The organism is Micromonospora sp. NBC_00898 (assembly GCF_045207895.1).
Lineage (GTDB): Bacteria > Actinomycetota > Actinomycetes > Mycobacteriales > Micromonosporaceae > Micromonospora.
Map to the genome: position 1 here is coordinate 3,971,231 of NZ_CP108775.1, position 26,893 is coordinate 3,998,123.

Annotated in this window: 23 protein-coding genes; 11 read left to right on the forward strand and 12 right to left on the reverse strand. The window is 73.5% G+C overall.

The window, feature by feature from the left end; all coding sequences use genetic code 11:
* Positions 1–68: 68 nt before the first annotated feature.
* A complete protein-coding gene (locus OG799_RS19380) occupies positions 69–1,316 on the reverse strand; it encodes a cation:proton antiporter (protein ID WP_406036579.1) in 1,248 nt (415 codons plus the stop codon).
* Between the two features lie 214 nt (positions 1,317–1,530).
* On the opposite strand from OG799_RS19380, the gene OG799_RS19385 reads away from it, so the two are divergent.
* The 3 genes from OG799_RS19385 to OG799_RS19395 are packed head-to-tail and all read left to right on the forward strand — an operon-like array spanning position 1,531 to position 3,541.
* A complete protein-coding gene (locus OG799_RS19385) occupies positions 1,531–1,866 on the forward strand; it encodes a TcmI family type II polyketide cyclase (protein WP_406036580.1) in 336 nt (111 codons plus the stop codon).
* Positions 1,863–2,291, forward strand: coding sequence for a cupin domain-containing protein (locus tag OG799_RS19390; RefSeq protein WP_406036581.1), 429 nt, complete (start codon positions 1,863–1,865; stop codon positions 2,289–2,291). Before OG799_RS19385 ends, OG799_RS19390 begins: the two co-directional genes overlap by 4 nt.
* The gene (locus tag OG799_RS19395; protein WP_406036582.1) at positions 2,288–3,541 is read left to right on the forward strand and encodes a beta-ketoacyl-[acyl-carrier-protein] synthase family protein; all 1,254 of its coding nucleotides are present in this window, start codon (positions 2,288–2,290) and stop codon (positions 3,539–3,541) included. The genes OG799_RS19390 and OG799_RS19395 overlap by 4 nt, the downstream gene beginning before the upstream one ends.
* 60 nt (positions 3,542–3,601) lie before the next feature.
* Here OG799_RS19395 and OG799_RS19400 read toward each other — a convergent pair whose 3' ends face one another.
* Positions 3,602–3,784 carry a hypothetical protein gene (locus OG799_RS19400; RefSeq protein ID WP_406036583.1) on the reverse strand — a complete coding sequence of 61 codons (183 nt, stop codon included), beginning with the start codon at positions 3,782–3,784 and terminating at the stop codon, positions 3,602–3,604.
* A gap of 313 nt (positions 3,785–4,097) precedes the next feature.
* On the opposite strand from OG799_RS19400, the gene OG799_RS19405 reads away from it, so the two are divergent.
* From OG799_RS19405 to OG799_RS19415, 3 genes are all read left to right on the forward strand, one after another.
* On the forward strand, positions 4,098–5,864 hold the full coding sequence (locus tag OG799_RS19405; RefSeq protein WP_406036584.1) for a tryptophan halogenase family protein: 1,767 nt from the start codon (positions 4,098–4,100) through the stop codon (positions 5,862–5,864).
* A 63-nt stretch (positions 5,865–5,927) separates the two neighbouring features.
* Positions 5,928–6,443, forward strand: coding sequence for a flavin reductase family protein (locus OG799_RS19410; protein ID WP_406036585.1), 516 nt, complete (start codon positions 5,928–5,930; stop codon positions 6,441–6,443).
* Between the two features lie 973 nt (positions 6,444–7,416).
* Positions 7,417–9,243 carry a BTAD domain-containing putative transcriptional regulator gene (locus tag OG799_RS19415; protein ID WP_406036586.1) on the forward strand — a complete coding sequence of 609 codons (1,827 nt, stop codon included), beginning with the start codon at positions 7,417–7,419 and terminating at the stop codon, positions 9,241–9,243.
* A 132-nt stretch (positions 9,244–9,375) separates the two neighbouring features.
* On the opposite strand, the gene OG799_RS19420 is transcribed toward OG799_RS19415, so the two are convergent.
* The 10 genes from OG799_RS19420 to OG799_RS19465 form a co-directional block, all read right to left on the reverse strand.
* Positions 9,376–10,761, reverse strand: coding sequence for an acetyl/propionyl/methylcrotonyl-CoA carboxylase subunit alpha (locus OG799_RS19420; protein WP_406036587.1), 1,386 nt, complete (start codon positions 10,759–10,761; stop codon positions 9,376–9,378).
* Positions 10,758–11,294, reverse strand: coding sequence for an acetyl-CoA carboxylase biotin carboxyl carrier protein (locus OG799_RS19425; RefSeq protein WP_406036588.1), 537 nt, complete (start codon positions 11,292–11,294; stop codon positions 10,758–10,760). Before OG799_RS19425 ends, OG799_RS19420 begins: the two co-directional genes overlap by 4 nt.
* Position 11,295: 1 nt before the next feature.
* Entirely contained in the window at positions 11,296–13,014 is a 1,719-nt protein-coding gene (accA, locus tag OG799_RS19430; RefSeq protein ID WP_406036589.1) for a carboxyltransferase subunit alpha, read from the reverse strand.
* 133 nt (positions 13,015–13,147) lie between these two features.
* Entirely contained in the window at positions 13,148–13,495 is a 348-nt protein-coding gene (locus OG799_RS19435) for an antibiotic biosynthesis monooxygenase (protein ID WP_130333429.1), read from the reverse strand.
* Entirely contained in the window at positions 13,495–14,247 is a 753-nt protein-coding gene (locus OG799_RS19440; RefSeq protein WP_406036590.1) for an SDR family NAD(P)-dependent oxidoreductase, read from the reverse strand. Before OG799_RS19440 ends, OG799_RS19435 begins: the two co-directional genes overlap by 1 nt.
* A 51-nt stretch (positions 14,248–14,298) precedes the next feature.
* A complete protein-coding gene (locus tag OG799_RS19445; RefSeq protein WP_406036591.1) occupies positions 14,299–14,769 on the reverse strand; it encodes an SRPBCC family protein in 471 nt (156 codons plus the stop codon).
* 1 nt (position 14,770) lies between these two features.
* Positions 14,771–15,028, reverse strand: a complete 258-nt coding sequence (locus OG799_RS19450; RefSeq protein WP_406036592.1) for an acyl carrier protein — start codon at positions 15,026–15,028, stop codon at positions 14,771–14,773.
* 38 nt (positions 15,029–15,066) lie between these two features.
* The gene (locus tag OG799_RS19455) at positions 15,067–16,302 is read right to left on the reverse strand and encodes a ketosynthase chain-length factor (protein ID WP_406036593.1); all 1,236 of its coding nucleotides are present in this window, start codon (positions 16,300–16,302) and stop codon (positions 15,067–15,069) included.
* Between the two features lie 198 nt (positions 16,303–16,500).
* Positions 16,501–18,582 carry a multicopper oxidase domain-containing protein gene (locus OG799_RS19460; RefSeq protein ID WP_406036594.1) on the reverse strand — a complete coding sequence of 694 codons (2,082 nt, stop codon included), beginning with the start codon at positions 18,580–18,582 and terminating at the stop codon, positions 16,501–16,503.
* 126 nt (positions 18,583–18,708) lie between these two features.
* The gene (locus OG799_RS19465) at positions 18,709–20,451 is read right to left on the reverse strand and encodes an MFS transporter (protein ID WP_406036595.1); all 1,743 of its coding nucleotides are present in this window, start codon (positions 20,449–20,451) and stop codon (positions 18,709–18,711) included.
* Positions 20,452–20,816: 365 nt separating this feature from the next.
* Here OG799_RS19465 and asnB point away from each other — a divergent pair, with 365 nt between their 5' ends.
* The 5 genes from asnB to OG799_RS19490 all read left to right on the forward strand — a co-directional run bounded on the left by asnB (position 20,817) and on the right by OG799_RS19490 (position 26,794).
* Complete coding sequence (asnB, locus tag OG799_RS19470) at positions 20,817–22,691, forward strand: asparagine synthase (glutamine-hydrolyzing) (RefSeq protein ID WP_406036596.1); 1,875 nt, start codon at positions 20,817–20,819, stop codon at positions 22,689–22,691.
* Between the two features lie 66 nt (positions 22,692–22,757).
* On the forward strand, positions 22,758–23,399 hold the full coding sequence (locus tag OG799_RS19475; RefSeq protein WP_406036597.1) for a TenA family protein: 642 nt from the start codon (positions 22,758–22,760) through the stop codon (positions 23,397–23,399).
* 128 nt (positions 23,400–23,527) lie between these two features.
* Entirely contained in the window at positions 23,528–24,352 is an 825-nt protein-coding gene (locus OG799_RS19480; protein WP_406036598.1) for a hypothetical protein, read from the forward strand.
* Positions 24,349–25,185, forward strand: coding sequence for a PadR family transcriptional regulator (locus tag OG799_RS19485; RefSeq protein WP_406036599.1), 837 nt, complete (start codon positions 24,349–24,351; stop codon positions 25,183–25,185). The genes OG799_RS19480 and OG799_RS19485 overlap by 4 nt, the downstream gene beginning before the upstream one ends.
* A gap of 115 nt (positions 25,186–25,300) precedes the next feature.
* Positions 25,301–26,794: a peptide MFS transporter gene (locus tag OG799_RS19490; RefSeq protein WP_406036600.1), complete on the forward strand. Its 1,494-nt coding sequence runs from the start codon at positions 25,301–25,303 to the stop codon at positions 26,792–26,794.
* The last annotated feature ends 99 nt before the right edge of the window (positions 26,795–26,893 follow it).

Genomic DNA, 26,893 nt, shown 5'->3' on the forward strand with positions numbered 1-26,893 from the left:
ACCGGCGGCCGGCCCGGACACCGACGAAAGTCAGGTGCCGGCCGGCGGCGCCGCCGGGAAAGCGCCGGTCAGCCGGGGTGCGCGGCCGGCACCGGGGCGGCCGGGGCGTAGCGGCGCCGGGGATAGAGCAGGCGCAGCAGCGGCCCGGCCATCGCCGTGGTGAGCACCGCCATCACCACCATCAGCGAGTAGAGCCGGGTGTCCAGCAGGGTCAGCTGGAGGCCGATGTTGAGGATGACCAGTTCGGTCAGGCCGCGGGTGTTCATCAGGGTGGCCAGCGCGCCCGACTCCCGGGCCGGCAGTCCGTTGGCCCGGGCCGCCAGGAAGGCGCCGGCGAACTTGCCGCCGATCGCCACCAGCAGAATCAGGGCCAGCTCGCCCAGCCCGGTGGCGCCGACGGCGGAGAGGTCGACCCGCAGGCCGGCGACGATGAAGAAGACCGGCAGCAGCAGCACCGAGCTGACCTGACCGACCCGTTCCAGCAGTTCGGCGCGGAGGGCGGCGCCGCCCTCGCGGGGCATCACCACGCCGAACAGGAACGCGCCGAAGATGAAGTGCAGCCCGACCGCCTCGGTGGCCGCGGCCGACAGCAGCGCACCGGCCAGCACCACGGCCAGCGTGCCGCTGGTCAACCGGCCGGCGGCCCGCTGCGCCACGGCCACCCGGCGCAGCAGGGGCCGGACCACCAGGAACATCACCACCAGGTAGGGCGGCACCAGCAGCAGCAGCCGGGCCTGGTCGGCGGCGGCGCCGGCCACGGTGACCACCGTCGCCAGCATCGTCCAGGCCAGGACGTCGTCGACCGCCGCGCAGGTCAGCGCCACCTGACCGACCACGGTGTGGCTCATGTTCCGGTCGGTGAGGATCCGGGCCAGCACGGGGAACGCGGTGACCGACATCGCCGCGCCCATGAACAGCGCGAAGCTCAACGGATCGCGGCTCGGGTGGTTGCCGATCAGATACAGCGACAGCAGGGCGCCCAGGCCGAACGGCAGCACGATCGAGCTGATCGACACGGTCCCGGCCAGCCGGCCCCGGCCCCGGGCCAGCGCGTGGTCGAGTTCCAGGCCGACGATGAACATGAACAGCGCGATCCCCAGGTTGGCCAGCGCGGCGAGGAACGGCCGGATGTCGGTGGGGAAGACCGCCTCGGAGACGGCGCCGTGCAGGAGCGTCGGGCCGAGCGCGATCCCGGCCAGCACCTCGCCGATCACCGGCGGCTGGTCCAGCCGGCGGGCCAGCGCGCCGAGCGCGCGGGCGGCCACGATGATGATCGCGAGGGCGAGCAGGAGACGGGTGGCCTGCGTGGTCGACATGGGTCCTCCGACAGGACGTCCGACGTGACCCGGCGATCGTCACGCCGCCGGCTCGGGTCCGGCTCGACCACCGGTCGAGGGCCGCGGGCGGCGTGGGGGCGGTGTCCGCGGGGCGGCGGCGGGTCGGCCGCCCGCCAAGTCGGGTTCGAGTACGGCTCCAGCCGGCGCTGTGAGCATGTGCGGGCCCATCGGAGCGGACGCCAGGAGGATCACCGTGCACCGCACCTTGATCATCGCGAAGTTGAAGACCGACGAACCACAGCGCATCGGCGACGTCTTCGCCGAATCGGACGCCACCGGCCTGCCCCACATGATCGGTGTCTCGCGGCGGCTGCTGTTCACCTTCCACGACCTCTACCTGCATCTGGTGGAGGCCGACGACGACATCTCGCCCAACCTGTACCAGGCCCGCAGCCACCCGCTGTACCAGGACATCAACACCCGGCTGACGGAGTTCGTGTCGCCGTACGACCCGAACTGGAAGGAACCGAAGGACGCGATGGCCTCCCCGTTCTACGTGTGGACCGCCAAGGACGGGAGGACCCGGTGACCACGACCCGCGAACTGCGTGTGCACGTCGACCAGGTGGCGCCGAACCGGCGTCGCGGCGGCGACATCCGGCTCACCCTCAGCCCAAGGACGGTGGGCTGCACCTCCGGCTTCGGCGGGGTGCTCACCCTCGGCCCCGGCGAGTACGTGACCGAGCACTACCACCCGTACTCGGAGGAGTTCCTGCACGTCGTCGACGGCGACCTGGAGATCCGGCTGGACGGCGGGCCGGTCCGACTCGGCCCGGGCGACTCGCTGCTGGTCCCGATCGGGGTGAAGCACCGGCTGGTGAACACCGGCGGCACGCCCGCCCGGGTGGTGTTCCACCTCTCCCCGCTGGCGCCCCGGCCCGAACTGGGTCACGTGGACACCGAGGAGCCGACCCGGCCGGAGGCGGCGAACCCGGACGTGGGTGGTCCGGCATGACCCGGTCGGTGGTGGTCACCGGGATCGGCGCGGTCGCGCCGGGGGCGGTGGGCCGGGAGGCGTACTGGGAACTGCTCGCCGCCGGGCGGACCGCGACCCGGCGGATCAGCCTCTTCGACGCGGGTGCCTTCCGGTCCCGGATCGCCGCGGAGGTGGACTTCGACCCGCGGGCCTGCGGGCTGACCTCGACGGAGATCCGCCGGATGGACCGGGCGGCGCAGTTCGCGGTGGTCAGCGCACGGGAGGCGATCGCGGACAGCGGCCTGGATTTCGCCGCGCTCGACCCGGCCCGGCTCGGGGTCAGCATCGGCAGCGCGGTCGGCTGCACGATGGGCCTGGAGCAGGAGTACGCGGTGCTCTCCGACGACGGCCGCAACTGGCTGGTGGACCACAGCTACGGGGTGCCGCACCTGTACGGGTACATGGTGCCGAGCACCCTCGCCGTGGAGGTGGCCTGGACGGCCGGCGCGGAGGGGCCGACGGCGCTCATCTCGACGGGCTGCACCTCCGGCCTGGACGCGGTCGGGCACGCGGTGGAGCTGATCCGCGAGGGCAGCACCGAGGTGATGGTGGCCGGCGCGACGGATGCCCCGCTCTCCCCCATCACCTCGGCCTGCTTCGACGCGATCAAGGCGACGTCGCCGAACAACGACGACCCGGAGCACGCCTCCCGCCCGTTCGACGCCACCCGGGACGGCTTCGTCCTCGGCGAGGGAGCGGCGGTGCTGGTGCTGGAGGAGAAGGAGGCGGCCCGGCGGCGCGGGGCCCGCATCTACGCCGAGATCACCGGCTTCGCCAGTCGCAGCAACGCCTTCCACATGACCGGGCTGAAGCCGGACGGCCGGGAGATGGCCGAGGCGATCCGGGTCGCCATGTGCCAGGCGCGCATCGACCCGTCCGACGTGGACTACATCAACGCGCACGGCTCGGGGACCAAGCAGAACGACCGGCACGAGACGGCCGCGTTCATCCGGGCGCTCGGCGAGCGGGCGTACCAGGTGCCGGTCAGCTCGATCAAGTCGATGATCGGGCACTCGCTGGGGGCGATCGGCTCCCTGGAGGTGGCGGCCTGCGCGCTGGCCCTGCAACGGCAGGTGGTGCCGCCCACCGCGAACCTGCACCGGCGCGACCCAGAGTGCGACCTGGACTACGTGCCGCTGACGGCCCGGGAGCACCGGATGGACAGCGTGCTCAGCGTCGGCAGCGGCTTCGGCGGCTTCCAGAGCGCGATGCTGCTCGCCCGCGTCTGACCCGGCGAATCGACGACCGGCCGCCCACTGCCAGGTGGGCGGCCGGTCGTCGTGCGTCGGTCAGCGGTCGCGCCGGCCCGGCTCGACCCGGTCGGGTGGCTCGGCGGGCCGCCCCGGGCGGCCCGGGGGCGGCGGGAAGCCCATCAGGAACAGCCCCTGGACCTGGGCGCCCGCCCAGAGCAGCCGGGCGATCCGCACCAGCCTCGACGGGTGTGTCTGCTTCTCGCGGCCGTCCGCCACCATCGCACGCCCCTTCCGGTGTCCACCGGCCCGCCGCGGGCTCGGCGGGCCAGCCGCCAGCCTGGGCCGTACCCCTCGAACCCGCCTCGACCGGCGAGCGAGCCGGCGGATGCGCGCGGCGCCGGCCCGGCGCGGGCCCGGGCACCCTGAGCGACGCTCCAGCGGGGTTCGAGCCGGCCTGCGCACAGTGGCCCTGGCCGGGTCGATCCCGGCCGGCGGAACCGGCGCCGACGGTCCGGACCAACCGGGCGGCACCCCGCCCCGCCCGGACGGAGCCGGCGGGGCCCATCCATCCAACGACGGTCGGGAGTGCGGAATGTACGCAAACATGGGCGGCTTCGGCGGCCCCACCACCAGGACCCAGCTGGACACCCTGGTCGAGAGCCTCACCGAGTCCGACGCGGACGCGGTACGTGACTGGCTGGGCGGCGCGAACGGTCAGGGCATGCCGGGTGTGCTCAACCCGCGGGCGCTCACCCAGCACCACGAGGCGGTGGCGGGCGACCGGCGCCGCCCGGCCGACGACGACCCGCAGGGGGTCCGCTCGGTCGGCGTGATCGGCGGCGGCACCGCCGGTTTCATGGCCGCGCTGGCGCTGAAGGCGAAGCGGCCGTGGCTGGACGTCACGCTGGTGCAGTCGAAGGAGATCCCGATCATCGGCGTCGGCGAGGCGACGGTGACCTACATGGTGATGTTCCTGCACCACTACCTGGGCATCGACGCGAACGAGCTGTACCGCAAGGTGATGCCCACCTGGAAGCTGGGCATCAGGTTCGACTGGGGACCCGCGGACGACGAGCCGTTCATGGCCACCTTCGACTGGCACCACCACTCCATCGGCGGCCTCGGCGCGCTGGACGCCACCGGCAGCGTCAACGGCTTCACCCTCCAGTCGCTGATGATGATGGCGGACCGCTCGGCGGTCTTCGAGGTGGACGGCAGGCCCGTCTCGCTGATGAAGTACCTGCCGTTCGCGTACCACCTGGACAACGCGCGGTTCGTCGGCTACCTCACCGAACTGGCCGAGCAGCGCGGCATCAAGCACGTCGAGGCGCGGCTGGCCGACGTGGTGCTCAGCGGCGACGAGTGGGTCGACCACCTGACCACCACCGACGGGCGGGAGCTGGAGTTCGACTTCTACGTCGACTGCACCGGCTTCCGGTCGATGCTGCTCGGCAAGACCCTCGGCACGAAGTTCCACAGCTACGCCGACACGCTCTTCACCAACTCGGCGGTCACCGGCAACATGCCGCACGACGGGCTGCTCAAGCCGTACACCTCGGCGACCACCATGCAGGCCGGGTGGACCTGGAACATCCCCACCCCGGAGAGCGACCACATCGGGTACGTCTATTCGACCGACCACATCAGCGACGAGCAGGCGGCCGACGAGGTCAAGGAGCGCTTCCCCACCGTCGACGGGCTGCGCCAGGTGCGCTTCCGCAGCGGCCGGCACGACAAGGCCTGGCGGGGCAACGTCTACGCGATCGGCAACTCGTACGCCTTCGTGGAGCCGCTGGAGTCCACCGGCCTGCTGATGAGCGCGCTCTCCATCCAGGCGATGGTGGCCACCCTGCCCACCTCCTGGTCCGAGACCCCGGCCCGGGACGTGGTCAACCTCGGCCTCAGCCAGCGCTGGGACGCGATCCGATGGTTCCTCGGCATCCACTACAAGTTCAACACCAAGCTGGACACGCCGTTCTGGAAGGAGGTCCGGGAGCGCTGCGACGTCTCCGGCTTCCAGCCGCTGCTGGACCTGTACGCCAACGGCGCGCCGCTGACCCGGCGGGACCCGTTCCTGCTGGACCTGGCGCTGGGTGCGGCGCCGACCTTCTTCGGCCTGGCGGGTATCGACAACCTGCTGCTCGGCCAGAAGGTGCCGGCCACCAAGCTGGAGCGCACGGAGACCAACGACGACTGGTGGCAGCGGCGCAGGGCGGCCGACGCGCTGGTGGCGAAGGCGATGACCCAGGCGGACGCGCTGAAGGCCTTCGCCGAGCACCCGGAGCTGAACAAGCAGCTGCTCGAGGACTTCGACAGCTGGGCCGGCCGGCACATCGCCCCGTACATCGGGATGAACTGACCGACGCCGGGGGTCCGGCCCGGTCCGCCGGCGGACCCCCGCCGATCCCTGAGGTGGTGCGACGTGACAGATTCCCTCGCCGAGCGGGCCGCCGGGCCCACCTCGACCGACTTCCGGGGCCTGATGGCCGAGTTCCCCACCGGGGTGGCCGTGCTGACCGCGTTCGGGCCGGACGGCCGGCCGCACGGCATGACGTGCTCGTCGGTGTGCAGCGTGACCCTGGACCCGCCGACGTTGCTGGTCTGCGTCTGGAACGGCAGCCCGACCCTGGCCGCGATCGTCGCCGGTGCCCGCTTCGCGGTGAACCTGCTGCACGACCGCGCGTCGGCGACCGCGCGGCTGTTCGCCTCGGGCGACCCGGACCGCTTCTCCCGGGTGCGCTGGGACGCCGGGTCGGACGCGGCGGGGCCGCACCTGGCCGACGACGCGCTCGCCGTGGCGCACTGTGCGGTGACCCGCACCGAGCCGGTCGGCGACCACGTGGTGGTCTTCGGCGAGGTGGGACGCATCGTCCGGGAGCCGGGCCGGGAGCCGCTGCTGTACGGGCAGCGCCGGTTCGCCGCCTGGCCGGCGGGCTGATTTCCGGCCATCCGCGCTGATCCCCGGCTCCGGGGACCGGTCGCCGTCGCGCTGAGCGCGCCGGTCCGGTCCCCGGGTCCGGGGATCGTTCCGTTTCCGGCCGCGCCGGCCCGGGTCCGGGACTCGCGCCGCCGCGCGATCGGGCTGTTTCCCGCGTACGGGAATTGTTTCGTTCAGGGGTCGAATCCACTTCGTGGAATCCGTGCCGCCGCCACCATTGCAAATTGCACCCGAAGCGATCACCGTCGGTGACCCGCCGGCCGTCTGGAAGGCGCTGCGGCCGCCCGCCGGCGACCCGAGCGGGTTTCGCACCCCGGGCCCGGCGGACACGCCTTCCACAACGCCCCCCACCACGGCCGACGGGCGAGCGCCGGCGGCGTCCGGACGGCTTTGTCCAGATTCCCTTTATTGGGTCGCTTGACAATGTTTTCTCCGCCGGCCCGGACCAATAGCGCCGACTTTCCGACAGTCCGGCGTCCGCCAATTGTCATCGAATGTTTCGGGTACTCTCGGTAAGGAAATGGCCGGCCGGATCGACAGCCGGGGATCCGACATTGCGCGGGCGTTCGAAATGACGGATTGTCGAACACCGTGGGATACGCATGGAGCTTTCCGGGTGAGGAGGGTTGGCCCGCTGACGACCGACCGAGCGCGCGGGTTCGAGTGAAGCGCCCTGACTGTCCGATTTTGAGCGTCCCCCGCCCCCTCGGCGGACCGTCCGAGGTGGGGGTCAACCGATTGGTGGATATTAATGCGTTGCACATCCATCCCGCGTGTGCACTCGACCGGCGATTGCCGCGAAAAGGGACGAGCAGAGAGCGCCTGGAAAGGGGGCTCTATCCGCGCTCCAGCGCTTTTCGAGCGGTGAAAGATGGCATCGACCCAGCCTGATACCAGGCACTCTCGAAGTCGACTCCGGCCCGGTGCGGGGCGGGACACCAGCGACTTCGACCACAAGGGGGAAGTGGTTGTCGTGCAGATTTCGATCCTAGGACCGCTGGAGGTGGTACGCGACCGCACGGTCGTGACACCTTCGGCGCCCAAACTCCGCAGAGCGCTCAGCCTTCTGGCGCTCAACGGCAACGTCGTCGTGCGGACCGACCAGATCATCGAGGAACTGTGGGAGGACAACCCTCCCGCCAGTGTCACCACCACCCTCCAGACATACGTCTACCAGTTGCGCAAGCTGCTGCGGCTCGGCGTACCCAACGCCCGCGGACAGCTGCCGCCGACGGCGGGGGCGCCGTCGCTGCGGACCTCCGCCTACGGGTACGTCCTCTCGCTGGCACCGGACGCGCTCGACGCCCGCCGCTTCGGCCGGCTGGCCGCCCTGGGCCGCGCCCAGCTGGAAGCCGGCGAGCCCGCCACCGCGGCGGCCACGCTGGCCGACGCGCTGCGGCTCTGGCGCGGCCCGTCCCTGGTGGACGTCAGCCTCGGCCCGCTGCTCCAGGTTGAGGCGCTGCGACTGGAGGAGATGCACAAGAGCGCCCTGGAATCCCGGATCCAGGCCGACCTGCAGCTCGGTCGGCACCACGAGGTGCTGGGCGAGCTGACCGCGCTGGTGGCCAAGCAGCCCACCCACGAGGGCTTCCACGCCAAGCTGATGCTCGCCCTCTACCGGGCCGGGCGCCGCCCCGACGCGCTCGCCGTCTATCAGAACCTGCGCACGGCCCTGGCCGGGGAGCTGGGCCTGGACCCGTCGCTGGACACCCAGCGGCTGCACCGCTCGATGCTGGAGGGCGACCTCGCCCTGGAGCCGCCGCCGGCGCCGACCGAGCCGACGACCGTGGTCGTCCGGTCCGCGCCGCCCAGCCAACTGCCCCCGAAGGGGCCGGCGCTGGTCGGCCGGGACACCGAACTGGCGGCGGTGCTGGCGGCGCTGGGCCACACGCCCCGCAGCGCCCCGGCCGTGGTGGTCGTCGCCGGGCCCCCCGGCTGCGGCGCCACCGCGCTCAGCGTGCACGCCGCCCACCAGGTCCGCGACCACCACCCCGACGGCCAGCTCTACGCCCGGCTGCTCGACGGGGACGGGGGGCGGGCCGACCTGGGCGAGGTGCTCGGCGATTTCCTGCGCGCGCTGGGGGTGCCCGAGGAGGCGCTGCCGACCTCGCTGGACGAGCGCAGCCGGATGTTCCGCTCGGTCACCGCGGATCGGAACGTGCTCGTCCTGCTCGACGACGTGGCCGACAGCGACCAGCTGGCGCCGCTGCTGCCGTCGAGCCACGCCAGCGCGGTGCTGGTGACCAGCCGGCGTCGGCTCTCGACGCCGTCCATCAGCGAGACCCTCCACCTGCCACCGCTGGACGTCGACGGCAGCCTGCAACTGCTGGCCGCCGCGATCGGCCGCCGCCGGATCGAACGCGAGCCGCTGATCGCCCGCGAGCTGGTCTACCTCTGCGACGGGCTGCCGTCGGCGTTGCACGTCGCCGCGTCGATGCTGCTGTCCCGGCCACACTGGAGCATCGCCCGGCTGATCGCGTGGAAGCGACGGGAGATGGACCGGCCCTGCGGCGACCCGCTGCGGCTGCGGGCCAGTGTGGAACGGACGTACCGGCTCGCGCCGCGGGCGGTGCAGACCGCGCTCGGCCAGCTCGCCGGGCTGGTGCAGCAGCCCGTCTCGCTCGGCACCGCCGCCAGCGTGCTCGGCGTCGACGAGCACGCCGCCGAGTCGGTCCTGGAGGAGCTGGTCGAGCTGCACCTGATCGGCGCCGAGCCGCCGGACGACCAGCTCGTCGGGTACAACTACCGGTTCCTGCCGACCCTGCGCAGCATCAGTGCGCAGCTCGCGGTGGGGCGCTGAAGCCCTCCCCCGGGTCGGCTCCACCGGCCCGGGGGGACAACCGGCCCGCAACGCCGACGGCCGCGACGGTCCCGCACCGTCGCGGCCGTCGCCGCACCTGCTCCCCGGGGTCGCACCACCGGGACCGACCCGTCACCCGGCCAGGCGTACGCCCTGCGCCGCCGCCATCTCGTCCAGCAGCGACGTGGAGTGCTCCGCCGCCCGGAACACCGGATCGGCCAGCACCTCCCGCAGCCGGGGCGCGGTGGTCCGCACGCCCCGCCCGGCGATTCGGAACTCGGCCAGCGCCCGGTCCATCCGGTCCAGCGCCTGGTCCCGGTCGGGCGCCCAGACGATCACCTTGGCCAGCAGGGAGTCGTAGTGCGGCGAGATCCGCCAGCCCGGGTAGGCGTGGGTGTCGACCCGGACGCCCGGCCCGCCGGGCGGGACGAACTCGGTGAGCTCTCCCGGGCAGGGGGCGAAGTCCCGGGCCGGGTCCTCGGCGTTGACCCGGCACTCCACCGCCACCCCGCGCGGCCGAACGTCGTCCTGGATCACCGACAGCGGCAGGCCGGCGGCCACCCGGATCTGTTCGCGAACCAGGTCGAGGCCGGTGACCGCCTCGGTGACCGGGTGCTCCACCTGGATCCGCGAGTTCACCTCGATGAACGCGGTCTCCTCGCCGGCCACCAGGAACTCGAAGGTCCCCGCCCCGGTGAAGCCGACCGCCCGGGCGCCCCGCACCGCCGCCTCGGCCAGCGCGTCGGCGATCCGCCGGGGCAGACCCGGGGCCGGGCTCTCCTCGACGAGCTTCTGGTGCCGGCGCTGCACCGAGCAGTCCCGCTCGCCGAGGTGCACCACGTTGCCGTGCCCGTCGGCCAGCACCTGGATCTCCACGTGCCGGGCGCGTTCGAGGTAGCGCTCCAGGTAGACCCGGTCGTCGCCGAAGACCGAGCGGGCCGCGGCCCGGGTGGCGCGGAACGCGGGCAGCAGGTCCTCCGCCCGGCGTACCACGCTCATCCCCCGGCCGCCGCCGCCGGCCGCCGCCTTGATGATCACCGGGAACCCGACCCGGTGCCCGGCGGCCAGGATCTCGCTGGCGCTGCCGACCGGTTCGAGGGTGCCCGGCAGCACCGGCAGGCCGGCGTCGGTCATCAGCCGCCGGGCCAGCGACTTGTCGCCGAGACGCGCCATCACCTCCGGCCGGGGCCCGATGAAGACCAGGCCGTTGCGGGCGCAGATCTCGGCGAAGTCGGGATCCTCGGAGAGGAAGCCGTAGCCGGGGTGCACGGCCTGCGCGCCGGTGCGCAGCGCCGCCTCGATCAGCGCCGGCGGGTACAGGTAGCTCCGCTTCGCCGGACCCGGTCCGATGTGGACCGCCTCGTCGGCGGCCCGCACTGCCGCCGACTCGCAGTCCACGGTGGAGTACGCCACCACGCTGCGGATCCCCATCTCCCGACAGGTACGCACCACCCGCAGCGCGATCTCGCCGCGGTTGGCCACCAGCACCGTGTCGAAGGTGGCCTCCCGCCCGCTCACTCGCCCTCCCAGGGCTCGAGCACCAGCAGCGACTGCTCGTACTCGACCGGCTCGCCGTCGGCCACCGGGATCTCGACGACCCGCCCGGCCAGGTCGGCCACCAGCGGGTTCATCAGCTTCATCGCCTCCACGATGCCGACCTGCTGACCGAGCTCGACGATGTCGCCGACCTCGACGAAGGGCTTGGCGCCCGGCTCGATCGCCCGGTAGAAGGTGCCCACCAGCGGCGACCGCAGCTCGTGCCGGCCGGCCTCCGCCCCGGCGTCGACCTGCGTCGCCGGCGTCTCGGCGTACACGGTGACGGGCGTCCCGTTCCCGGACGCGGCCGCCTCCGGCCACTCGACGTCGATGCTGGCGCAGCCGAACCGGACGCTGATCCGGCTCGGCGCGCCGCCGACCGAGCGGGCCACCCCGAGGACGCTGCGGTGCAGCACCTCCATGGCGGCCTCGGCGTGCAGCACCGCCACCGCCGCGTCCAGCCCGCCCGGATCGGCGGGCACCGGGGTCGTGGTGGGAGCAGGAGTGATGGTCATGTCAGGTCCTCCTATCGTTGGTCAGACCGAACCGCCGGAACCGGGCCCGCCGCCTGGCGACCAGGGCCGGTGCGTCACTGGTCCGTAGCTCGCGCACGGCGACGACGACGGCGTCCCGGACCAGCCGGGACGCGCGCGCCGGATCGAGGTGGGCGCCGCCCGGCGGTTCCGGCACCACCCCGTCGACCACGCCCAGCCGCAGCAGGGACCCGGCGTCCACGCCCAGCGCGGCCGCCGCGTCGTCCGCCCGCTCCGGGCTGCGCCAGAGGATCGCCGCGCAACCCTCCGGGCTGATCACCGAGTAGGTGCCGTTCTCGGTCAGCAGCACCCGGTCGGCCACGGCCAGGGCCAGGGCGCCGCCGCTGCCGCCCTCGCCGGTGATCACCGTGACCACCGGCACCGGCAGGCTGCCCATCAGCGCGATGGACTCCGCGATGGCGACCGCCTGGCCCTGCTCCTCCGCCGCCAGCCCGGGATGGGCCCCGGCGGTGTCGACCAGCGTCACGATCGGCACCCGCAGCTTCGCGGCGAGGCGCATCAGCCGTGCGGCCTTGCGGTAGCCGGCGGGCGAGGGCATGCCGAAGGAGTGCCGCACCAGTTCCTCCGTGCTGTGCCCCTTCTGGTGCCCGATCACCAGCACCGGCAGCCCGTCCAGCACGCCCAGGCCACCTACCACGGCCCGGCAGTCCCCCGCGCCGTCGCGGGCGCCGCGCAGCTCGACGAAGCCGTCCAGCCACTCCGTGAGGTGGTCGGCGAGCGTCGGCCGGTCGAGGTGCCGGGCCAGCCGGACCACCTCGGCGGGTGGCCGGCGGACCAGCGCGGCCGGGTCGCGCAGCACCGGATCCACCACCACGCCACCCCAGTCCGCCGGCGCCGGGGCGGCGGCCGCCAGCAGCTGGCCCAGCACCCAGGGCAGCTCGCCCCGGGCGCGGACCCCGTCGACCAGGCCCCGCTCCAGCAGGAACTCCGCGGTCTGGAAGCCCGCAGGCAGCTCCTGGCGGATGGTCTGGGCGATCACCCGGGGGCCGGCGAAACCCATCCGGGCGCCGGGCTCGGCGATGATGACGTCGGTCAGCGTGGCGAACGAGGCCGCGACACCGCCGTACGTCGGGTCGGTCACCAGGGTGATCGTGAGCAGTCCCGCCTCGTCCAGGGCGCGCAGCGCGTTGCCGGTCTTGGCCATCTGCATCAGTGCCAGCGCGCCCTCCTGCATCCGGGCCCCGCCGGAGGCGGTGACGATCAGCAGCGCGCACGAGTCGGCCAGGGCCGCCTCCGCGGCGGCGGTCACCGCCTCCCCGGCGGCCACCCCCAGGCTGCCGCCGAGGAAGCGGAAGTCCATCACGGCCACCACCACCGGGTGGCCCTGGATCCGCCCCCGGGCCACCCGGACCGCGTCGGCGAGGCCGGTGCTCTCCCGCGCCCGGGACAACCGGCCCGGGTAGTCGACCAGGTCGGTGAAGCCCAACGGGTCGTGCACCGACTCCGCCGGCGTCACCGGGCGCACCGAGTCGGGGTCAAGCAGGCTGCGCAGCCGCTCGTCGACGGTCAGCCGGCTGTGCCACCCGCACTCCGGGCACACCCCCAGCAGCCGGTCGAACCGCTTGCGGTACAGCAGCACCCGGCAGCCACCGCAGGCCAGCCACTCCGCGTCGGCCGCGGGGGCCGGGACCGCCGGCGCGGCGGTGGCGCCCCGCACCGGCGCAGGAACCGTACTGGTCATGTTCCACTCCGATCGTCCGTGCCCCGCGTCGCGCGGGGCACGGGAATCCCGCCGTCGGTCTCCGGTGCAACGGTGCGGCCGGCCGCCCGCCCGGCGCCCGGTCCCCCGGTACGCCGGACGCGCGGCCGGCACGTCACCGGACGCCGACCCATTCCCCGTGGCTGCCGGCGCTCGCCGCACCGGGCAGGTGGGCGACCACCCGCATCGTGGTCATCGAGCCGCCCGAGCGGTACGGGTGCAGCCTGGTCCGATGCTCCAGGTGCCGGTCGCTGTGCTCGAACTCGCGGAACCGGGGCTCGTCCACCCAGTCGCTGACGATCCAGTAGACGCCCTCCTCCTCGTCGCGGGAGAGCCACTGCCCCAGGTTCGCCGGGTGGCTGGTGACGGAGTCGCCGACCTCCAGCCAGACCCGCTCGAACTCCTCCTGCATGCCGGGCTTGATCTGCATCCGCAGCATCACCCGGAAGGGTCCCTCGGCCATCAGGAGATCCCCCCGTCCACGTGCACGGTGGCGCCGGTGACGTACCGGGACAGGTCGCTGGCCAGCCAGAGCACCGCGCCGGCCACCTCGTCCGGCTCGCCGAGCCGGCCCAGCGCCGTCTTGTCCTGGTAGCGCTTCGCCAGCACGGCGCGCTGCTCCACCGGCATGGCGTCCATCGCCTCGGTCCGGATCACCCCGAGGGCGAGCACGTTGAACCGCAGCCCCTTCGACCCGTACTCCTTCGCCAGCGAGCGGGTCAGGCCGCGCAGCGCCGCCTTGGTGGCCGTGTAGTGGGCCCGCAGCGGGATGCCCACCTCGGAGGACTTCGAGCCGATGCTCACCACCGAGCCCCCGGCCGTCATCATCGGGATGGCCGCCTGGGTGACCAGGTGCACCGCGGTCAGGTTGGTGTCGATCACCTGCTGCCACTGGGCCAGGGTGAGCTGCTCGTACGGCACGTGGCTGATCGCGCCGGCGTTGTTGACCACCAGGTCGAGCCGGCCGAACCGGTCCCGGGCCTCGGCCATCAGCGTGCCGACCTGCTCCGGGTCGGCCAGGTCGGCGCGGACCAGGTGGTGCTCGCCGCCGATCTCCTTGAGCTCGCGTTCCAGCGAGACGACCGCCTCGCTCTCCTGCCGGTAGCAGGTGAGCACGTCGACACCGTGCCGGGCCAGGGCCAGGACGATGCCCCGCCCCACGCCCCGGGTGCCCCCGGTGACCAGTGCCTTCTTTCCGGTCAGTGCCAGATCCATCGTGGTTCCTCCATGTCGGTTCGCCGCGCCCGGTGCGCCCGGGCCGGGCGCTCAGCTGACCGGCACGCCCCGGCGGGCGGCGGCCTCGACCTTCTCCTTGATCAGCTGCTGCTGGACGGCGGTGTTGCGGTGGAGCCGCTCCTGCATCCCGGCGTCGTCGAGCGGGGCGCCCGGCTTCATCTCGAAGTCCTGCACCCAGCGCAGCCGCACCCCGCCGTCGACCGGCGTGTACTCCCAGAACAGCGACATGTACTTGAAGACCCCGGTCTCCACCCGGTGCGAGCGGACCGTCCAGGTCTCCTTGTCGGCCGCCCGGGCCGACACCCAGGACCAGACCTTGCCGTTCTCGTCCGGGTGCAGGGCGAGCCGGAACAGCACCGAACCGTCCGGCCGGCGCTCCAGCACGGTGGCCTCGGCGTACTCGCTGAACAGCCGGGGCCACGACTCGATGTCGTTGGTCAGCTCCCAGACCAGCTCCAGCGGTGCGTCGATGACCACCGCGTTGTCGGTGTGCCCGGCCATCTCAGCCCACCGTCGCGAACTGGGCGTTGAGGTAGTCGACGGTGCTGCGCGGGGTGGTCATCCGCTCCACCGCCTCGTCCGGGATCGGCACCCCGTAGCGGCGCTGCACGTGGCCGGCCAGCTCCAGCATGGCCAGTGAGTCGTAGCCCAGGTCGGCCAGCGGCACGTCGGCGATGTCGCCGGACAGGTCGGTGGACTCGTCGACCCCGGCGATGCTGCCCAGCAGCTCGCGCAGGTCGTCCAGGGTGAAGCTCGTCATCGCTGTCGCTCCGTTCGTCGTGGATCAATGGGTGACGGTCAACGGCGGCGGGACGTCCCGACCACCATGGCGGCGGTGAAGCCGCCGTGGCCCCGGGCCAGCACCAGGGCCCGCCGCAGTGGCAGCTCCCGGGGCTCACCGAGGACCAGGTCCAGGTCCGGGTCGGGGCGGGTCACCCCGACGGTGTGCGGGACGACCCCGTCCCGGACCGCGAGCAGCGCGGTGGCGACGTCCAGCGGCGCGCCGCCGCCGTACAGCCGGCCGGTGAGCGTCTTCGGGGCGGTGACCGGCACCCCGCACCGGCCGAAGATCGCGGTGATCGCCGCGGACTCGGCCGCGTCCAGGTCGGGGCTGCCGGCGGCGTCGGCGAAGACCACGTCGACGTCGTCGGGCGCCAGCCGCGCGTCGGCCAGCGCGGCGGTGATGGTCCGGCGCAGCGCCGGGGGCCGCCCGGAGCCGGGCGGCGGGTCAAAGCCGGCCGCGTAGCCGAGGATGCTGCCGTAGCCCTCACCGGCCCCGCGCTCGCGGGCGTGCCGGCCGTTCTCCACGATCAGGATGGCCCCGCCCTCGCCGGGCAGGTATCCGCCGGCCGCGGCGTCGAAGGGCAGGTATGCCCGGGCCGGGTCGTCCACCGTGGCGAGCCGGCCGGTGGCCAGCTGCGCGGTGAGCCCGTACGGGCACAGCGACGCGTCGGTGCCGCCGCTGATCACCAGCCGGTAGCCGGAGCGGGCCAGCCGGCGGGCCTGACCCAGGGCGTCGAGCCCGCCCGCCTGCTCGGCGCAGATCACCCCGCAGGGACCGCGCATGCCGTGCCGGATCGAGACCTGACCGGTGGTCGCCGCGTAGAACCAGGCGATCGACTGGTACGCCCCGACCCAGGACGGGCCGTTGCGGTACAGCCGCTCCATCTCGTGCTGGCCGAACTCGGTGCCCCCGGAGGAGCTCGAGGTGACCACCGCCATCTCGTACTCCGGCAGCCCGGCCGGGTCGACGCCGGCGTCGCCGAGGGCGTCGTCGGCGGCGGCCAGGGCCAGGTGCGTCCAGTGGTCGGTCTGCGGGATCAACCGCCCGGGCACCCGCTCCCGCGCGGCGAAGCCGGGGACCTGCCCGGCGTACCGGACGGGGTAGCTCTCCGGGTCGAAGCGGGTGATCCGGCCGATCCCGGTCTTGCCGTCCAGCACCGACTGCCAGTGCGCCTGGATCCCGATGCCGGTCGGCGCGGTGACCCCGATGCCGGTGACGACCGCGCCGACGTCGGCGTCCGATGCGCTCATCAGCACCACCTTCCCGTTGTGTGGCCACGGGCCTCTCCTCGGGCCGCTGCCAGTCCACCCGGGAGCTGTCCAGTTCCTCTCAAGGCCGGCTCGACGCTCCGCGCCGGACCACGGCGGCCGGGACCCGGACGCACGAGGGCCGCCACCCCCGCCCTGGTCGGCGAGGGGTGGCGGCCGGGTGGGGTCGGGCCGGCGGCGTTATTCGGGGGTGTTGCCGGTGGCCCGACCGGCGTGGAACGGGGTGCTGACCCCCTCGTAGCCGAGGTGCATGGTCATGCCCATCGCGGCGTGCTTGAGGTTGTGGCAGTGGTCCATCCACAGTCCGGGGTTGTCGGCGCGGAAGGCCAGCTCGTAGGACTCGCCGGAGAGCACGGTGACGGTGTCGAGCCAGAGCGGGCTGCCGGTGGCCCGGTGGCCGTTGCGGCTGAGCACCAGGACGTGGTGGCCGTGCAGGTGCATCGGGTGTTCCAGGAAGCTGCGGTTGCTGATGGTCACCTTGACCAGCTCGCCCTCGCGCACCATCAGCATCGGCACGTGCGGCGAGACGTGCCCGTTGATGGTCCACAGGTAGTAGGGCTGGCCGTCGTAGAACCCGGGCCGGTTGTCGAGCACCAGGTCGAAGCCGCGGTCGAAGTGGCTGTCCGGACCGAACGGGGTGGCGGCCGGGCTGCCGTACCGGGTCGCGTCGAACTCCGGCCCGTCGGTCAGCGGCGCCAGCTCGCCCTGCCCGTCCGGGCTGAGCAGCAGGCCGGCGCCGACTGCGGCCAGGTCGGTCAGCCGGACGGGCGCGGAGGGCATGGTGAACTCCAGGTCGTACCGGCCGCCGCCGCCGAGCATGAGCTTGCTCCGGTTCAGGTCGGTGGGGGCGTTGACGGCGCCGCCGTCGACCGCGGTGACCTTGAACGGCGTGCCGGCGAGGGTGAAGTACTTGCGGAAGTTGTCCGCGTTGATCAGCCGGATCCGGACCGGGGTGCCGGGGGCGACCGCCTCCCGCCGGAGCGTGTCGTCGGCGTTGAAGGTGCTGGTGTCGCCCTTCTCGGTGTCGAAGACGTGCGCGGCGACCACGAACTCGCGCACCCCGGCCGGCCCCGGCCGGGCCGGGTCGATGACCAGGGGGCCGAACAGCCCGCGCCGGACCTGGGTCGAGGACGCCTGGTGCGAGTGGTACCAGTACGTGCCGACCTGCTCGGCGCGCCACCGGTAGACGTGGCTGCCACCCGGCGGGACGGCGTCCTGGGTGAGGCCGGCGACGCCGTCCTCGGCGTTGGGCACGTCCAGCCCGTGCCAGTGCACCGTGGTCGGGGTGTCCGCCGTCCGGTTGACCAGGGTCACCTCGACCAGGTCGCCCTGCCGGACCCGCAGCTCGGGGCCGGGGATCTGGCCGTTGAAGGCGGTCGCGTCGATGGTGGCGCCGGAGCTGAGCTTCAGCTTGGCGTCCGTGGCGACCAGGGTGAACCGCTTGTCGGGCTGGCCCGCCGGGCCGGTGAACTGGGTCAGCGGGCGGTCCGGCAGCCCGGCGCCGTGCGAGTGCGCCGAGTGGTCGACCGGACCGGGGCCTGTGCCATAGGTCATCGCCTGCTCCGTCATGCGGTAGTCGTCGGGCAGCTTGCTGGTCTGCCAGTCCCAGCCGGCGTAACCGGCGACCAGGACGAGGACGGCCGCGGTGGCGACCGCGACCCGCCGCGCCCGGGCCGCGCCGCGCGGCAGCGGTCCCACCGCCCCGGCACGCACCCGGTTGGCGTGCCGGCGCCAGATCACCAGCAGGGCCAGGGCCAGGACGCCGTAGATGACGAGCGCCGGTACCAGCAGCGGCGGGGCCGGCGCGAAGAGGATCATGACGAAGGAGACCAGTCCGCCCACCGCGACCGCGCGGGCCGGGAACGACACCCGCGGTGTGGCGGCCGGCGGCCCGTCCGCCTCCTCGGCGTCGTCCGGCGACGGCCGGCCGAGCCGCCGCAGCGCCGGCACGGTGACCAGCAGGGTGGCCAGCACCGGCAACGCCACCAGGGGTACGCCGATCACCAGCCGGTCGCCGGCGAAGTGCCACCCGTAGCTGTAGAGCAGCAGCGAGGTGACCAGCCGGGCCGGTACGAGCAGCGCCCCGAGCACCGCGGCGAGCGCCAGCCGACGGCTGGATCGGCGCAGCCGGGCCGCGGTGCGGGCGTGCGGCAGCCGGTACAGCCGCCGGGCCAGCACGGCCCAGTAGAGCAGCAGGGCGAGGGCGACCATGAAGTCGGCGTTGAAATAGTTGGGGTACGCGTAGATCGACGGCTCGAACACAGCTGTCCTCTCCGAAGGGCCGGGGGCGGGCGGCCGGTGTCGGGGGCCCGGGGGGACCGCGCGGGGGCGCGCCGGCCCCCGACACCGGCCTGTCTGGACGGCCGCCACCTGCGGCGGCCCGGGCGCCTAGTGGACGCGGCTGGGGTCGGCCGGCTCGGCCGGGACGTCCTCGTCGAGGCCGGCCTCGGCCTCGGCGTGCACGTTGATCCGGCGGGGCAGCCGGAACACCAGCAGGAAGGCGAGGAAGAAGACCCCGGCGTTGTACCAGGCGGTCCACTTCATCGCGTCGCTGAACAGTTCGCGGCGGGCGTCGGTGGCGGCCTCGGCGTAGGCGCGGGTGACCGCCGGCGCCGCCTGGCCGGTGTCGCGGCAGCTCACCGGGACGGCGGTCGGGTCCTCTTCCGCGGACCGGTCCACGAAGCAGCGGACGAAGCCGTCCACCGCCTGGCGCTGGGCGTCCACCGGTGCGCCGGCGGACTGCAGCGCCGCACGGATCGGCGCGGCTTTGGCCTCCGCGACGTCCTGCGCCCGGTCGCCGAGGAGCCCGAAAAAGATCACGCCGATCAGTGCGATCCCCAGCGCGCCGCCGACCTGCTGGACGGCGCTGAGCACGCCGGAGGCGGAGCCGGCCTCGTGGTGCGGGACGCCGGAGATGACGGCGTCCACCAGCAGCGGAGCGACCAGGCCCATGCCGACGCCACCGACGAACATGCTGGGCACGAAGTGCCAGACGGAGACGTCGGTGCCGACGAACTGGATGGTCAGGATGATGGCGACCATCGACGCGGTCATCAGCGCGGTGCCGATGTGCAGCACGGTCCGGCCGAGCTTCGGGGCGAGCTGGAACGACGCGCCGCTGGCCAGCGCGATGCCGACCGACCAGGGCAGGTTGGCCATCGCGGCGGCGAGCACCGACTTGTCGAGTCCGGCCTGCAGGTAGATGATGAAGACCAGGAAGAAGGAGACAATTCCGGCGAAGAACACGAGGTTCACCAGGAGCCCGCCGACGAACGCCTTCTCCTTGAACAGCTCCATCGGCACCAGGGGCGAGCCACCACCGGTGGAGCGGCGCCGCTGGTGAGCGGCGAACACGACCAGGCCGACCGCGGAGGCGGCCATCATCGCGAAGATCCAGGTCGGCCAGCCCTTCTCCCGGCCCTGCATGAGCGGGTAGACCAGCAGCAGCATGGTGACGGTGATGATGCCGACGCCGGTGAGGTCCAGCCGCAGCGCGTGCGGCGTACGCAGCTCCTTCATCAGCACCAGCCCGCCGACGAGCGCGGCGAGGCCGATCGGGACGTTGATCAGGAAGATGGTCCGCCAGCCGAGGTCGAGGATGTCCGCCTTGATCAGCAGGCCGCCCAGCAGCGGACCGCTGACCGTGGCCAGGCCGGCGACGCCGCCGTAGACGCTGAACGCGGCGACCCGCTCCTTCGGCGAGAACATCACCTGGATCGAGGAGATGACCTGCGGCACCATCATGGCCGCCATGGCGCCCTGGAGCACCCGCGAGGCGATGAGCATCTCCGGGCTGGGGGCCAGACCGCAGAGCGCCGAGGCGACCGTGAAGCCGGCCATGCCGAGCAGGAACATCCGCTTCCGGCCGACGATGTCGCCCAGCCGCCCGCCGGTGATCAGCAGCAGCGCGAACGCGAGCGAGTAGCCCGCCAGGACCCACTGCGCGGCGGTGTAGGTGGCGCTGATGTCCTGCTGGATCGACGGCACGGCGATCGCCACGATCGTCACGTCCAGCAGGTCCATGAAGGTGGCGACGAGCAGGATGACCAGCACCATCCAGCGCCGGCGGTCGGGCGGATCGGGCGCCTCGGGCCGCGTACCGACGCGGGCTCGGGCGTTGTTGTCGGTCATGACGACTCCTTCGACGGGATATCGCGATACAACTCTCGGTCGGTCACGCTATATCGCAACTCCGGAGCCGGTCAAGACGGTTCCGGAGAGTGACGAAAAGTCGTTCGTCACCTGCGAAAACGACCTCTGCGGCGAGTCGGTCGCGAGTGTCGCGAGACAGTCGCGACCGTGCCAGCCGGCGCTGAAGCCCGGGTCGACGCCCGCTGGAGCGGGCCCTCGATCCCACGCCGAGCGGGCCTCGAGCGACGCGGCCGAGGATCAGCCCGTCGGCGGCGGGCGACGCCACCCGCCGGCCCGCGCCCGCCGGGCGTCCGGCGTCCGGGCCGTCACCCGGGCGACCCAACGAACTCAGGGGGAGCAACCGCATGTGTGGCATCGCCGGTCTCGTCGACTTCGAACGCACCCTGCCCACCGACCGGTCACCGGTCACCGCGATGTCCGGCACCCTCGCCTGCCGCGGCCCGGACGCCGACGGCCTCTGGACCGCACCGCACGCCCACCTGGCCCACCGCCGGCTGGCGGTCATCGACCTGGCCGCCAGCACCCAGCCGATGACGGCGCACGCCGACGGTCGGGAACTCGCCGTGCTCAGCTACAACGGCGAGCTCTACAACTACCGGCAGCTGCGCGCGGAGCTGGCCGGCCGGGGCCACCGGTTCCACACCGACGGCGACACCGAGGTGGTGCTGCGGGCCTACCTGGAATGGGGCGAGGACCTCGGCACCCACCTCAACGGCATCTTCGCCTTCGCCGTCTGGGACGTCCGCGCCGAGAAGCTCGTCCTGGTCCGCGACCACCTCGGCGTCAAGCCGCTCTTCTACCACCGCACCCCGGACCGGCGGCTGCTCTTCGCCTCCGAGATCAAGGCGATCCTCGCCACCGGGCTGCTGGAGTCCCGCGCCGACACCGACAACCTGCGCGAGATCCTCACCCAGGTCTGGACGCCCGGCCGGACCGTGTTCGCCGGCGTCGAGGAGGTCCGCCCCGGGCACGTGGTCACCGTGGACGCCACCGGGATCCGGCACCGCTGCTACTGGCGGCTGGCCTCCCGGCCGCACACCGACGACCTGCCGACCACCGTGGACACCATCCGCGGCAAGCTGGAGCAGGTGGTCGACGCCCAGCTCGTCGCCGACGTACCCGTCGGATCGCTGCTCTCCGGCGGCCTGGACTCCAGCGTGATGACCGCGCTCGCGGCGCAGGCCCGGGCCCGGCGCGGCGCCGAGCCGATCCAGACCTTCTCGGTCACCTTCACCCGCTACACCGAGCGGTTCCGGGCCGACGAGGTCCGCGACACCCCGGACGCGCCGTTCGCCCGGATGGTCGCCGAACACGTCGGCTCCCGGCACACGCCGGTGGTGATCACGCCGGAACGGCTCGCCGACCCCGAGATCCGCCGCCGCACCATCGCCGCGCAGGACCGCCCCACCCCGCTCGGCGACATGGACGCCTCGCTCTGGGTGCTCTTCGACCAGGTCCGCCGGCACGCCACCGTGGCGCTCTGCGGCGAGGCCGCCGACGAGGTCTTCGGCGGCTACCACTGGGCCTGGGTGCCCGAGCTGATCCACCGGGAGGCCTTCCCGTGGATCGCCTTCTACCAGCACTTCTGCGAGGGGCCGGGGCTCGGCAGCGGACTGTTCGACCCGGGGCTGCTCAAGCTGCTGGACCTGGAGACCTACAGCGTCGACCGGTACCGGGAGGCGCTGGCCGAGGTGCCGCAGCTGCCCGGCGAGACCGGCACCGAGAAGCGGATGCGCGAGATCACCCACCTGCACCTGTCCCGCTGGCTGCAGCACCTGCTCACCCGCGACGACCGGCTGAGCATGTCGGTCGGGCTGGAGGTCCGCGTCCCGTACACCGACCCCGACCTGGTGGAGTACGTCTTCAACGCGCCCTGGGGGTTCAAGAGCCACGACGGCCGGGAGAAGGCGCTGCTGCGCGCGGCCGGGCTGGACCTGCTCCCCGGCGACGTGCTGGACCGGCAGAAGAGCCCGTTCCCGGTCACCCAGGACCCGCTCTACACCCGATACCTGAGCGAGTCGCTGCGGGAGATCCTCGACGACCCGAACCAGCCGGCGCACGCCCTGGTCGACGTCGCCGCCGCCCGGCGGCTGCTGGACACCCCGGCCAAGCTGGAGAACGGCCCGATCGCCTGGGTCAACCGCACCCACATCGAGCAGGTGCTCACCCTCAACTCGTGGCTCGACATGTACCGGGTCCGGCTCGACCTGGACAACTGACCGCGCATCCCGCCCGGCGGCCGGGCGAGCGCCGGCCGCGACCCGTACCGCTGTGGAAGGAACGAGATGCCATTTCGCAAGGAACTCTGGGCCGCCGGTGAGGCCAGCTTCGACGCCCTGCTGGCGCACCCCGTACCGACCGGCATCTGCGACGGCACGCTGCCCAGGGCGGACCTCGCCCGGCTGATCCGGGCCGACATCGTCCACCTGGGCACCTTCGCCCGGGCGCAGGCCCTGCTCGCCGCCCGGGCGCCGGAGCTGGCGGACCTGTCGCACTTCGCCGGCATCGCCATCGGCTCCAGCTACTCGGCGACCGGCAAGAGCGTGGCGGTGCTGCGGATGCTCGGCGGCAAGGCGGCCGAGCCGGGCGAGACCGTCGACCCCGCGTACGACGACTTCATCACCGCCGTCGCGCACACCGGCACGTACGCCGACGTGGTGGTGGCGACGCTGCCCCGGATGTGGTTCCACGCCGAGTTCAGCAAGGAGCTGCGCCGGCGTGGATCGCCCGACCGGACGTACCGGAAGTTCATCGACACGCTGCTGCACGACGCGTACCTGCCGATCGTGGAGGCCACCCTGGAACGGGCCGACGCGGTCGGCGCGGATGCCGCGCGGGACGAGCGGGAGCGGCTCACCGCGCTCTTCGCCCGGGCGGCGGAGTTCGAGCTGCGGCTCTGGGACGCGGGCCTGCCCCGAACCGCCTGAGCCGTGCCCCGGGGCGCGCGGCGACCGTTCCGCGCCCCCCCGGTCGGCTTGATGAGATATAGCGCGTCACACTATCGCGATAGTGGGTATGCTGGTCCGGACAGGCGGTCGGCCCGAAGGAGTGTGGCGTGCGGGACTGGCAGGTACGCGAGGGCGAGCGGCTCGAACTGCCGCCGGCCCGACGGGTCCGGGTCCGGGTGGTCGGCGGCGAGGTCGACCTGACCAGCGGCCCCCCGCTGCTGGAGCTGACCGACGTCAGCGGCCCGCCGCTGCGGGTCAACCTGACCGGCGATCAGCTGGAGCTGCGCCACGACCAGGGGCTGCACCGGCCCTGGTGGCGGGACTTCCCGCCGGCGTTCCGGCGCCGCTGCCGCCTGGCGCTCGCGCTGCCGGCCGGCACCGAGGTCGAGGTGGAGACCGTCGGCGCCGGCATCGTCGCCGTCGGCCTCACCGGCAGCACCCGGCTGACCAGCCTCAACGGCGAAATCGTGGTGGACCGGACGGGCCCGGAGCTGCGCGCCCGCACCGTCTCCGCCCGGATCCTCGCCCGGGGCTGCACCGGCCGCGCGCACCTGGAGACGGTCTCCGGCGAGGTGACCGTGGTGACCGGCCGGGAGCCCGTCGCGCTGGACCTCACCGCCGTCTCCGGCCCGCTGCTGGTCGGCGTGCCCGACGACGCCTCGGCCAGCCTCGACGTCGAGCTGACCACCGACGGCGGCCCGGTGGTGACCCAACTGCCCGACGGCACGCCCGGGCTGGAGAGTCACACCTCCGGCGAGGGCGGCGCGACGGTCGGGCTGCGGCTGCGCCGCGGCGCCACGCCGCACGCCGTCCGGGTCCGCGGCGCCACGGTCTCCGGCCAGGTGGCGCTGGTCCGGCAGGCCGGGTCCGGCACGCCCACCCCGCCACCGGCGGCACCCGCACCGGCCATCGGGACCGAGGAGCAGCGATGAGGGCACCCACCTCCCCGTTCGGCCACGGGCAGTTCAAGCTCTACCTGCTCGCCCTGCTCCGGGAGCAGCCCCGACACGGCTACGAAGTGATCAAGCTGATCGAGGAGACCTTCGCCGGCACGTACGCCCCGTCGGCCGGCGCCGTCTACCCACGACTGTCCCGGTTGGAGACCGAGGGCCTGGTCTCCCGGGAGATCGACGAGAGCGGCCGGAAGGTCTACCGGATCACCTCCGGCGGCGAGGAGGAGCTCCGCCGCCGCGCGCCCGAACTGGACGAGCTGGCCCGCGAGATCGACCGCTCGATCGCCGACATCACCCGGGAGGCCGACGCCGACATCCGCGCCGAGGCGGCCGGGCTGCGCGCCGAGGCCCGGCGCGGCCGGCGGGTCCGCAGCCCGGAGAACCGGCGCGGCTGGTTCCGCCGGGGCGACGCGCCGGAGCCGACCGCCGGCGGGCCGGAGCCCGCCGCCGAGGAGGCCACGGCGGCGGAGCACCCGACCGAGGAGCGACGCGCCGAGCGGACGCCCACCGGTCGGGTGGACACCGAGCGCGGCCCGGTGGAGGCGGAGCGGCACGCGACCGGGCCCGAGGACTGGGGCCCCCGCGAGTGGCGCGAGGCGCTCTCCTGGGGCGCCGAGTGGCGCTACGAGTGGAGCGACTACTTCGCCTTCGGGAACAACGCCCGGCAGGTGGAGAAGATGGTGGACCGGTTCCGGGAGGACGCCCGCCGGGCCCTGCAGGAGGGCAACGCCGCCGACGCGCACGCCATCGAGGAGTGCCGACAGGCACTCGGCGAGGCCCTGGTCCGCATCCGCCGCGCCGTCGGCGTCTGACCGTCGCCCCGCCCCGGCGTCGAGCGGAGGTCCAGTCCTCGTCGAGTCGCCGGTGCGACCCTGCCCCGGACAGGGGCGCGGGACGCCTCCCGCGCCGGACCGGGAGGACGCATCGATGACACGGATCCAACTGGCACCGCCCGCGCCGACGACCGCGCCGGGCCGCCTCGCCGGCATGCCGCGCTGGTTCGTCACCCTCTTCCTCACGGACATGTGGGAACGCTTCAGCTTCTACGGCATGCAGGCGATCCTCTTCCTGTACGCGGTGGCGCCCCGGACCGACGGTGGCCTCGGCCTCGGCGTGGGCACCGCGACCGCGCTGTTCGGGCTGTACATGGCCCTGGTCTTCCTCGCCGCCGTGCCCGGCGCGTGGGTCGGCGACCGGCTGCTCGGCGCCCGACGGGCCACCCTGTACGGCGGCCTCGTCATCGCCGCCGGGCACACCTGCATGGCGCTGCCCGGCGCCTGGTCGATCTGGGCCGGGCTCGGCCTGCTGATCGCCGGCACCGGGCTGCTCAAGCCCAACATGGGGGTGCTGCTCAACGACTTCTACGGCGACGGCGAGGTGACCCGCCGGGAGGCCGCTTTCTCCATCTTCTACATGAGCATCCAGGTCAGCGCGCTGATCGCCCCGGTGGTCACCGGTTTCCTCGGCGAGACCGTGGACTGGCACCTCGGCTTCGCCGCCGCCGCCGTCGGCATGTACGCCGGTGTCCTCCAGTTCGCCCTCGGCCGCCGGCACTTCGGCGCGGTCGGCGCCGAACCGGCGCACCCGATCGGACCCACCGCGCGGTGGCGACTGTTCCGCCGGACCGGCTACCTGGTCGCCGTGGTGGCCGTCGTGCTCGGCGCCGACGCGGCGGCCGGCACGCTGCGCGTCGAGCACGCCCTGATCCCGCTCGGACTGACCGTGCTGGGCGTCCCGGTGGTGCTGTTCCGGCGGCTGCTGCGGCACCCCGCGATCACCGAGGTGGAGCGGTTGCGGGTGTACGGGTTCATCCGGCTCTTCCTCGGCTCGGCCGTGTTCTGGATGATCTTCACGCAGTCCGGCTCGGTGCTCAGCCAGTTCGCCCGGGAATCCGTCGACCGCGAGGTGTTCGGGTTCCTGGTGCCCGCGAGCTGGTTCCAGTCGCTGCACCCGCTGTTCATCCTCGCCGTGGCGCCGCTGGCCGCGTGGCTCTGGGTACGCCTCGGCGACCGGCTCGGCGTACCGGTGAAGTTCGCGCTCGGCCTCGGCCTGGTGGCCGCGAGCTACCTGGTGATGGCGCTGGTGGCGGTGCTGGCCGCGGAGACCAGGGTGTCCCCGGTGTGGCTGCTGCTGGTCTTCCTGCTCCAGGCCGCCGGGGAGCTCGCGCTCGCCCCGGTCGGGATCAGCGCCGCGGGCACCGCCGCACCAGCCTTCTACCGCAGCCAGATGATCGGGCTGTGGTGGCTGTCGGCGGCGGTGGGCGCGGCGGTCGGCGGCCGGATCGGGCAGCTCGCCCCGAGCCTGCCGCAGCCGCCATACTTCGCGGCGCTGGCCGCCGTCGCGCTCGCCGTCGGCCTGGTCCTGGTCGCCCGCCGGTCCCGCATCCACCGCCTGCTCACCGCCGGCATCCCGGCGGCCTGACCCCTGGACGCCCGCCTCGGGCGCGAAGTCCCCGACCTGGCGGTGTCCGGCAGGAGCGGATGCCGCCAGATCGGGGATCCGGCACCACGGCCGACCCGG

Bases quoted from the DNA above. Each gene is read 5' to 3' on its own strand.
- OG799_RS19380 (WP_406036579.1), bottom strand. From the start codon at position 1,316: ATGTCGACCACGCAGGCCACCCGTCTCCTGCTCGCCCTCGCGATCATC.
- OG799_RS19395 (WP_406036582.1), top strand. From the start codon at position 2,288: ATGACCCGGTCGGTGGTGGTCACCGGGATCGGCGCGGTCGCGCCGGGG.
- OG799_RS19400 (WP_406036583.1), bottom strand. From the start codon at position 3,784: ATGGTGGCGGACGGCCGCGAGAAGCAGACACACCCGTCGAGGCTGGTG.
- OG799_RS19405 (WP_406036584.1), top strand. From the start codon at position 4,098: ATGTACGCAAACATGGGCGGCTTCGGCGGCCCCACCACCAGGACCCAG.
- OG799_RS19425 (WP_406036588.1), bottom strand. From the start codon at position 11,294: ATGACCATCACTCCTGCTCCCACCACGACCCCGGTGCCCGCCGATCCG.
- accA (WP_406036589.1), bottom strand. From the start codon at position 13,014: ATGACCAGTACGGTTCCTGCGCCGGTGCGGGGCGCCACCGCCGCGCCG.
- OG799_RS19435 (WP_130333429.1), bottom strand. From the start codon at position 13,495: ATGGCCGAGGGACCCTTCCGGGTGATGCTGCGGATGCAGATCAAGCCC.
- OG799_RS19440 (WP_406036590.1), bottom strand. From the start codon at position 14,247: ATGGATCTGGCACTGACCGGAAAGAAGGCACTGGTCACCGGGGGCACC.
- OG799_RS19445 (WP_406036591.1), bottom strand. From the start codon at position 14,769: ATGGCCGGGCACACCGACAACGCGGTGGTCATCGACGCACCGCTGGAG.
- OG799_RS19450 (WP_406036592.1), bottom strand. From the start codon at position 15,028: ATGACGAGCTTCACCCTGGACGACCTGCGCGAGCTGCTGGGCAGCATC.
- OG799_RS19455 (WP_406036593.1), bottom strand. From the start codon at position 16,302: ATGAGCGCATCGGACGCCGACGTCGGCGCGGTCGTCACCGGCATCGGG.
- OG799_RS19465 (WP_406036595.1), bottom strand. From the start codon at position 20,451: ATGACCGACAACAACGCCCGAGCCCGCGTCGGTACGCGGCCCGAGGCG.
- asnB (WP_406036596.1), top strand. From the start codon at position 20,817: ATGTGTGGCATCGCCGGTCTCGTCGACTTCGAACGCACCCTGCCCACC.
- OG799_RS19475 (WP_406036597.1), top strand. From the start codon at position 22,758: ATGCCATTTCGCAAGGAACTCTGGGCCGCCGGTGAGGCCAGCTTCGAC.
- OG799_RS19485 (WP_406036599.1), top strand. From the start codon at position 24,349: ATGAGGGCACCCACCTCCCCGTTCGGCCACGGGCAGTTCAAGCTCTAC.
- OG799_RS19490 (WP_406036600.1), top strand. From the start codon at position 25,301: ATGACACGGATCCAACTGGCACCGCCCGCGCCGACGACCGCGCCGGGC.